General features: G+C 66.9%; 3 protein-coding genes. 2 read left to right on the top strand and 1 reads right to left on the bottom strand.

What is annotated here, in order from left to right; genetic code table 11:
• On the bottom strand, positions 1 to 3197 hold a 3197-nt coding region (locus tag AC3XYG_RS31850), incomplete at its 3' end, for a chemotaxis protein CheB (protein ID WP_489143904.1).
• Between the two features lie 195 nt (positions 3198 to 3392).
• Here AC3XYG_RS31850 and AC3XYG_RS31845 point away from each other — a divergent pair.
• The gene (locus AC3XYG_RS31845) at positions 3393 to 3767 is read left to right on the top strand and encodes a response regulator (protein WP_489143903.1); all 375 of its coding nucleotides are present in this window, start codon (positions 3393 to 3395) and stop codon (positions 3765 to 3767) included.
• 201 nt (positions 3768 to 3968) lie between these two features.
• On the top strand, positions 3969 to 6057 hold a 2089-nt coding region (locus tag AC3XYG_RS31840), incomplete at its 3' end, for a glycosyltransferase (RefSeq protein WP_489143902.1).

Below are 6057 nucleotides of genomic sequence, written 5' to 3'. Positions count from 1 at the left end.
AGATGTCCCAGGCGCTGCACGATGGACAGGCCCAGGCCAAGCCCGCGGCTCCGCTCACGCGCGGCGTTGTCGAGCTGGTGGTACTCCTCGAAGATCGCCTGCAATTCCCCACCGGGGATGCCGACCCCGGTGTCCCAGATCTCGATGCTCAGCGTCCCCGCGCGCCGGCGGCAGCCGAGCAGCACCTTGCCCTGCTTGGTGTATTTCAACGCGTTCGACAACAGGTTGCGGATCATCTGCTCCAGCAGGCGCGGATCCGTGTCGACCGACAGGCCGCACGGGACCACATGCAGGGCGAGCCGCTGGGCCTGCGCATGATAGGTGAATTCGTCCTTCAACCGCTCCAGCAGGTCATTGATCGGGAACTGGACGCTTTCGGCGTTTACAGTCCCGGCTTCGATCTGGTTGATGTCGAGCAGCGCATTCAGCATGCCCGTCATCGCGCCCAAGGTCTCGTCGAACCGGGCGACCAGCTTCCGGGCCTTGTCGTCCTCGACGTTCTTCGCCAGCAGCCCTTGCAGCAGGGTCAGGGTCTGCAACGGCTGGCGAAGGTCGTGGCTCGCGGCGGCAAGGAAGCGCGACTTCGCGACGGTCGCCTGCTCCGCCTGCCGCCGGGCCGCCTCCAGCGCATCCGCCGCATGCCGGCGCTCTGTGATGTCGGCGAAGGTGATGACGACGCCCTCGACCCCATTGTCCTGGGTGCGATAAGGCAGGATGCGCCGGAGATACCAGGCGCCGCTCTGCGCTTCGATCTCCCGTTCGATCGGCGCGAGGGCCTGCAGCACCGTGCGGGCATCGGTCAGAAGGGCACCGTCCGCCGCCAGCGAACTGAGGTCTGCCAGCGGCCGGCCGACATCGCCAGGAATGACATTGAACAGCGACTTGGTCGCGGGGGTGAAGAACCGGATGTTGAGGGCGGTGTCGAGGAACAGCGTCGCCACGTCGGTGCTGTAGAGAACGTTCTGCAGATCGTTGGAGGTGGTGCGCTGCCGCTCTAGCGTTTCCTGGAGCTGACTGTTCAGCGCCGTCAGCTCCTCGTTCAACGACTGCAATTCCTCCTTCGACGTGATCAGTTCCTCATTCGTCGACTGGTATTCCTCGTTGACGGACAGGGCCTCTTCGTTGATCGCCTTCTGTTCCTCGCTCGAAATCTCGAGGTTGCGAATGGCGCCCTGGAGCTCCGTTCTGGTGACATCGAGTTCATGCTCGAGTTCGGCGACCCGAGGCCCGCGTCCCGGAGCACCGGGGCGGCCCGCTCCGCGCTCCCGCTTCGGTTCGTCGACGAAGCAGATCAGCAGCAGTTCCTCGCCTTCGCTCAGGACCGGCTGCACGGCGATACTGAACGAACCGGCGGCGCCGTCGTGGTCGGTCCGGCCGCCACTGACGACAATGCGCGTGTTCTCGTGGCTGGCCCGCTGGATCGCCGCACGCAGCTTGGTGCGCAGGCCCTCGCGCGCCATCGCCAGCAGATCATGCGTCGGGTGGCCCGGCGCCATGCGCAGATAGCGGTCGGTCGGCCCCAGGGAATAAAGGCATTCGTGTTTGCGGTTGATCAGGACCGCCGCCGGCGCGTAGGCCTCCATCACCAGCCGCCGGCACAGATCGGCGAGCACGGCCTGGCGCGACGGCACCGGGCCCTGGCCCGGGCGCGTCGGGACCCGCACACCATCGCCGGCCCCTGCCGGCAAGCCAAAATCGCCCGGCCGGCCGCGGCCGACATGCCGATACAGCCGCTCCGGCTTGGAGATCACGTCGAACCGGCTGTCGGCATTGCCGATCGTCTCCGAACCGCCGAGCAGGAGGACGCCGCCCTCGCGCAACGCGAAGTCGAACAGCGAGATGACCTTCGCCTGCGCCTCGGGGCGGAGATAGATCAGCAGATTCCGGCAGGACACCAGGTCGAGGCGCGAAAAGGGCGGGTCGGCCAGGACGTCCTGGACGGTAAAGACCACCGCGGCGCGCAGCTCGGGCGACACCCGGTAGCCGTGGTCTTCCTTCGAGAAGAAGCGGGCCAGCCGCGCCGGCGAGACATCCGCTTCGATCGTTTCGGGATAGAGGCCTTCGCGGGCCTTCGCGACCGCGTCGGGGTCGACATCGGAGGCGAAGACCTGCAGCTTGACGTTGTGCTTCGCCGCGGTGATCTGCTCGCGGAACAGCATGGCGAGGGAATAGGTCTCCTCGCCCGTGCTGCATCCGGCGATCCAGAGGCGCAGCGGGTGATCGGCCGGCTGGCCGCGGACCAGGTCGGGAATGATCTTCGCCGCCAGCAGATCGAACACCTTCGGATCCCGGAAGAAGCTGGTGACGTTGATGAGCAGGTCCTTGGCGAGAAGCTCGAGTTCGCGGGAGTCGCGGCCCACGGTGTCGAGATACCGCTCCATGTCATCGGCCTCAATCCCGGCCATCGCCATCCGCCGTTCCATCCGGCGCTGCAGCGTCCCCGGCTTGTACAGCGTGAAATCATAGGCAGTCCTGGTGCGCAGGAGGTCGATGATCTGCGGAAACCAGGCCTGCGCCTTGTCCGCCAGCGCCAGACGGTCAGTTCCGTGAGCGGAATTCAGCCTCCGGCCGTGCTCGGCCAGGGCATCGGGAATCCCGGCAACCGGAAGCACGAGATCAACCACACCCGTCGCGATCGCGCTGCGCGGCATGCCGTCATAGCCGGCTTCGTCCGGGGCCTGGGCGATGACGAGGCCGGATTTGGCCTGCACCGCCTTCAGCCCGAGGCTGCCGTCGGCCCCGGTTCCCGACAGGACCACGCAGACGGCGCGCGGGCCGTATTCTTCCGCCAGGGAGTGCAGCAGAAAGTCGAATGGCAGGCGCAGGCCGTGACGTGCCGGGGGGGGCGAAAGGTGCAGGACGCCATCAGCGACCGACAGATAATGCCCCGGCGGAATGACATAGAAATGCTCGCGCTCGACCGGCATCCCATCCGTGGCCTGCCGCACGGTCATCGCCGTGTGGCCAGCCAGCAGATCCACCATCATGCTTTCATGGGTCGGATCGAGATGCTGGACTAGGATGAAGGCCATGCCGGTCTCGGCGGGCAAACTGTCCACCAGCTTGCCGCAGGCCTCAAGTCCCCCGGCCGAAGCGCCGATGCCGACGATCGGGAAGTCCCCGGATCGCGCCTGCGAGGCGTGCCGGCTCGGTCGCGGCCGGGCCGCTTCAGCCCGCTGCGGACGGCGTCCCGCCATTTTGCATGTGTCTCATAGGATTGCCTCCCGTCGGGAGGACCGCCCCGACGATATCACACATCCCGGCAGCGATGATGCGCAGCACATCGGTTCGATGCGGCAAGGTGTGGCTGCGTAGTTTCCGAGCCTGCCTCGGATGGCGTCCTGCCTCTATGGTCGGAGACATCGACAAACCGTGGCACTGCCGGAGGCGAAGTGGACCAGATCGGAGCGCTCCGCGTCCTGATCGTCGAGGACGAAGCCATCATCGCCATGCTGCTGGCCGAGGTGCTCGCTGGAATCGGCTATGAGGTCTGCGCCATCGAGGCCACAGAGGCCGGTGCGGTGGCGGCCGCGCTTCACTGCCGGCCGGATCTGATGATCGTCGATGTGCGGCTGAGCGACGGCAACGGCATCTCGGCCGTCGAGCAGATTCTCCGGACTGGCCCGGTTCCGCATGTGTTTGTCGGTGGCGAGCTTTCCACCGTCCAGGCGCTGAGGCCGGACGCGGTGGTGCTGCGGAAACCGTTCCGCGAGACCGACCTGGTCCAGGCCATTCAGCGAGCGCTCGATGGCGTGGCCGTCTTGTAAGGACCGGCCCGTCGCGGGCAGCGGTAACGACCTCAAGCGATGATCCCCTGCCCTCGCAGGAAAATAAGCAGACCCGACCCTGAGTATTTTCCGAGTCTGCCTTCGGCGATCCGGGGCCGGCTATCGTTGCGGCTGCCGAGCATTTGATCGGGCGGCCGGTATTGCGTCCGTGCCGCCGGCCCCCTCGATGGAGGCGCTGCCGTGACCCAGCTGACTCGCCTGGCCTTCATCGGCAACTCGCTGCCGCGCCGTTGTGGGATCGCCACCTTCACCACCGACCTGCAGCAGGCGGTCGCGACCTCGAATCCGGAAATCGAGACCTCGATCGTGGTGATGAACGATCATGGCCACGCCCACGACTATCCGGCCGCCGTTCGCCTGCAGGTCGGCGATGAGACCATCGAAGATTACGTGCGGGCGGCCGATTTCCTGAATGCCGGCCGGTTCGACGTGGTCTCGCTCCAACATGAATTCGGCATCTTCGGTGGCGAGGCCGGCATTCACATCCTGGCGCTGCTGTCGCGGCTGACCATGCCGATCGTCACCACGCTGCACACAGTGCTGGCCGAGCCGACGCCGGTGCAACGCCGCGTGCTCGCCCGGATCATCGACCTGTCGGCCAGGGTCATCGTCATGGCCGAGAAGGGCCGCGAGTTGCTACTGACGATGTATGCGGTGCCGGCGGACAAGATCGACGTCATCCCGCACGGCATTCCCGACGTCGCCTTCGTCGAGCCCGACCAGGCGAAGGCCAAATTCGGCTTCGCCGGGCGGCCCGTCATCCTGACCTTCGGCCTGCTGTCCCCCAACAAGGGCATCGAAATCATGATCGATGCCATGCCCTTGATCCTGCAGAGCCGGCCTGATGCGGTCTATGTCGTGCTCGGTGCGACCCATCCCAATCTCATCCGCGATCAGGGCGAGGCCTACCGCGAAAGCCTGGCAGCGCGGGTGCGGAACCGTGGCGTCGAAGATCATGTCGTGCTGCTGGACCAGTTCGTCGATCGGACCACGCTGCTCGACTTCATCGCCATGTGCGACGTCTACGTCACGCCCTATCTCAGCGAGGCGCAGATGACGTCGGGCACCCTGGCCTACAGCTTCGGGCTGGGCAAGGCGGTGGTCTCGACCCCCTACTGGCACGCGCAGGAACTGCTGGCCGACGGCCGCGGCATCCTGGTTCCATTCGGTGATGCGCCGGCCATCGGCCGCGAGATCGCGGCGCTGCTGACCGACGATGATCGGCGGCAGGCCATGCGCAGGCGCGCCTACGCCAGCAGCCGGTCGATGACCTGGCCGCGGGCCGCGGACCGCTACCTGGCCGTATTCGAGCGGGCCCGGCCGGTCCAGCGCCTGAGGGTGATCGAGCGGCCCGGCCAGATCACACCTGCGACGGACGGCGTCGCTGCGCCGGAGATGCAGCTCGGCCACTTCCTGTCCATGTGCGACGACACCGGGCTGTTCCAGCACGCGGTCCACTCGGTGCCCGACCGGGCCCATGGCTACTGCGTCGACGACAATGCCCGCGCCCTGCTGGTGGCCTGCGCCTTGAACCATCCACGCGAGGCGCGTCTGCCGGAGCCGCTGACGGCTCGGCTTGCCGCCTTCATTCAGCATGCCTGGAATCCCGATACCAAGCGGTTCCGCAACTTCATGAGCTTCGACCGGCGCTGGCTTGAGGATCGCGGCTCGGAGGACAGCCATGGGCGAACGCTGTGGGCCCTGGGCGAATGCGCCCGCAGCGGCGCCAGCGCATCGCGGCGGCGCTGGGCCATCGCCCTGTTTGCCGAGGCGCTGCCGTCGATCGAGGACTTCCGCTCGCCCCGCGCCTGGGCCTTTACGCTGCTCGGGCTGGACGCCTATTGCGCCGTGGTCGCCGAGGACACCCTGGCCAAGCGGATTCGCCACGACCTCGCGGACCGGCTGATGTCCCTCCTGGCGGCGGTCGAGACCCCGGATTGGGTATGGTTCGAGGACGGGCTCACCTATGACAATGCACGCCTGCCTCAGGCCCTGATCGCCACGGGAATGTCGACCCATGCGCCCACCTATGTCGATGCCGGCCTCAGGTCCTTGCGCTGGCTGATGTCGCTCCAGACGACACCGGCCGGCCTGTTCCGGCCGATCGGCTCATCCGGCTTCGGCACCAGGCGGTCGCTGCCGCAGGCTTTCGACCAGCAACCACTGGAGGCCGCGGCGACGATTTCTGCCTGCTTGGCGGCATGGCACGCTGATGGCGACGCCGCGTGGAAATCCGATGCAGCGCGCGCCTTCGCCTGGTTCCTCGGCG

It is taken from the genome of Inquilinus sp., assembly GCF_057815775.1.
This window is presented reverse-complemented; position numbering and strand designations above follow the sequence as displayed.